This window comes from Lysinibacillus sp. NPDC095746, from assembly GCF_044763535.1.
Classification (GTDB): Bacteria; Bacillota; Bacilli; order Bacillales_A; family Planococcaceae; genus Lysinibacillus.
Genome location: NZ_JBIWGL010000066.1, coordinates 1 through 2,188, shown reverse-complemented (window position 1 = coordinate 2,188; position 2,188 = coordinate 1). Strand labels below are relative to the sequence as shown.

Annotated in this window: 2 protein-coding genes; both read left to right on the top strand. The window is 35.4% G+C overall.

The genetic code is table 11. The annotated features are described in order from the left end of the window. Positions 1-90: 90 nt before the first annotated feature. Positions 91-1,374, top strand: coding sequence for an IS21 family transposase (gene istA / locus ACIQ7N_RS23550; RefSeq protein WP_402936672.1), 1,284 nt, complete (start codon positions 91-93; stop codon positions 1,372-1,374). A gap of 8 nt (positions 1,375-1,382) precedes the next feature. Further along, positions 1,383-2,135, top strand: a complete 753-nt coding sequence (gene istB, locus ACIQ7N_RS23545; protein ID WP_402936674.1) for an IS21-like element helper ATPase IstB — start codon at positions 1,383-1,385, stop codon at positions 2,133-2,135. Positions 2,136-2,188 lie beyond the last annotated feature (53 nt).

Sequence of the window (2,188 nt, the reverse complement as noted above, 5' to 3'; positions counted from 1 at the left end):
TATAAATGCTAATTTAAATATGTACATTCCTGCTTGAATAATGATGTACAAAAATGCTCTTTCATTTCATACTAATACCGAGGTGTTAGTATGCATATTCAATTAGAGATTGAGACAGAATTTAAAATTAATAGTCTTACAGATTTAGCAAATTTCAAACAAGTAATGGAGCATTTAAATATGAAAATTAACAAAAGTAAATTAGCGAGGGATATGGGAGTAGATCGACGAACAATTGATAAATATCTAAATGGCTTTATACCAAAAACAAAGCGTAATAAGCCTTCTAAAATTGATGAATTCTACCCGATCATTGCCAGCCTCTTATCAGAAGATTCTAAGCAGGTATTTTATTATCGACGCAATCTTTGGCAGTATTTAAAAGACAACCATGGTTTAGAGTGTGGACAATCTACATTCCGTACCTATATTGCCAACACGCCAGAATTTAAGGCTTACTTTGAGAAAGCTGAGCGCATATCTTCTTTGAATGGCGGTATCCGTTATGAAACACGTATGGGAAAACAAGCACAGCTGGATTGGAAAGAAAGTATTCTTTATGAAACAAGTGATGGTGAACAGGTGGAAATTAATGTAGCTGTGTTAGTGCTGAGCCACTCTCGTATGCGATTCTTTTATATGAGTATTTCCAAATCGCAAGCAGTTTTATTTTCTTTCTTAACCGACACGTTTGAAAAAATGGGTGGTGTACCGGAAGAACTCATCACTGACAATATGAAAACTGTGATGGATGAAGCACGAACAGAACATTTTGCAGGAAAAGTGAATACGAAGTTCGCGCAATTTGCGAGAGATTTTGGATTTAAGGTGAGACCGTGTGTAGCTGGTCGTCCTCGTACAAAAGGAAAAGTGGAAACAACGATGAAATTACTAGATGAAATCCATGCCTATCAAGGGCAGTTTACTATAGTTGAGTTACAAGCCTACATTGAAAAACTATGTAATCGTATTAACCATGAAATTCATCAAGGGACGAATAAAATTCCGATTTTAGAATGGCAAAAAGAAAGGAATCACTTACTCCAGCTACCAACTGAACGAGTAAGTGATTCCTATCGAATCAATCATACGCTTGTGAAAGTCAATACATCGAGCATGATTTCCTACAAGTCCAATCAATACTCCGTACCACCGGGGTATCAAGGCAAAAAAGTAGGGCTACAAGTGTACGATAATCAATTATGGATTTATTATAACATGGAATTAATCGCACAACACAAAATAAGTGAAGCAAAACTAAATTATCAAGAGGCACATTATCGTGAATTGATGACAAAGGCCATGCCCGAATACCCTGATATTAACGATTTAGCGAAACGGAACTTAGCTGCGATTGGAGAAATGTATAAATGAATTCATTAATGAGTACAAATTATCAGCAACTACAGCAAAACTTAGCGTATTTAAAATTAAAGCAAATGGGCATCCATTTGAATGAAGTCATCGACTTTAGTATTAAAAATGAACTTTCTTTTATCGATACACTTATAAAATTGACAAACTATGAAATCGATGTACGTGAGCATAATATGATTCATGCGATGGTGAAAGTCGCTGCATTTCCACATTTAAAGGAAATAAAGGATTTTAATTTTGATTTTCAACCAAGTATTAATCAACAACAAATACTTGACTTTCAAAGTCTTCGTTTTATCGAAGAAAATGAGAATATTGTATTCCTTGGTCCAAGTGGTGTCGGCAAGACCCATCTGGCCACAGCAATCGGTATTACTGCAGCTAAAAAACGAACAAGTACCTATTTTATAAAGTGCCATGATTTAATTCAGAATCTAAAGAAAGCCCGTTTAGAAAACCGCTTAGAGAGCCGTTTAAAACATTATACAAAATATAAACTACTAATCATTGATGAGATTGGTTATTTACCAATTGATCCAGAGGATGCGAAGCTGTTTTTCCAGCTCATTGATGCCCGATATGAGAAACGTAGCACGATTTTCACAACGAATGCGAACTTCAAGTCATGGGATGAAATTTTCCTTGAACCGAAGTTAGCGAATGCGATTTTAGATCGTATTTTACATCACGCAAGCGTTGTCTCAATCGTCGGCGATTCATACCGATTAAAGCATCATTTAACCTCGGAAAACGAGTAATTTTGTACATCCTTAAACGAGCAAAAATGTACATATAGGTGTTGACATTTATA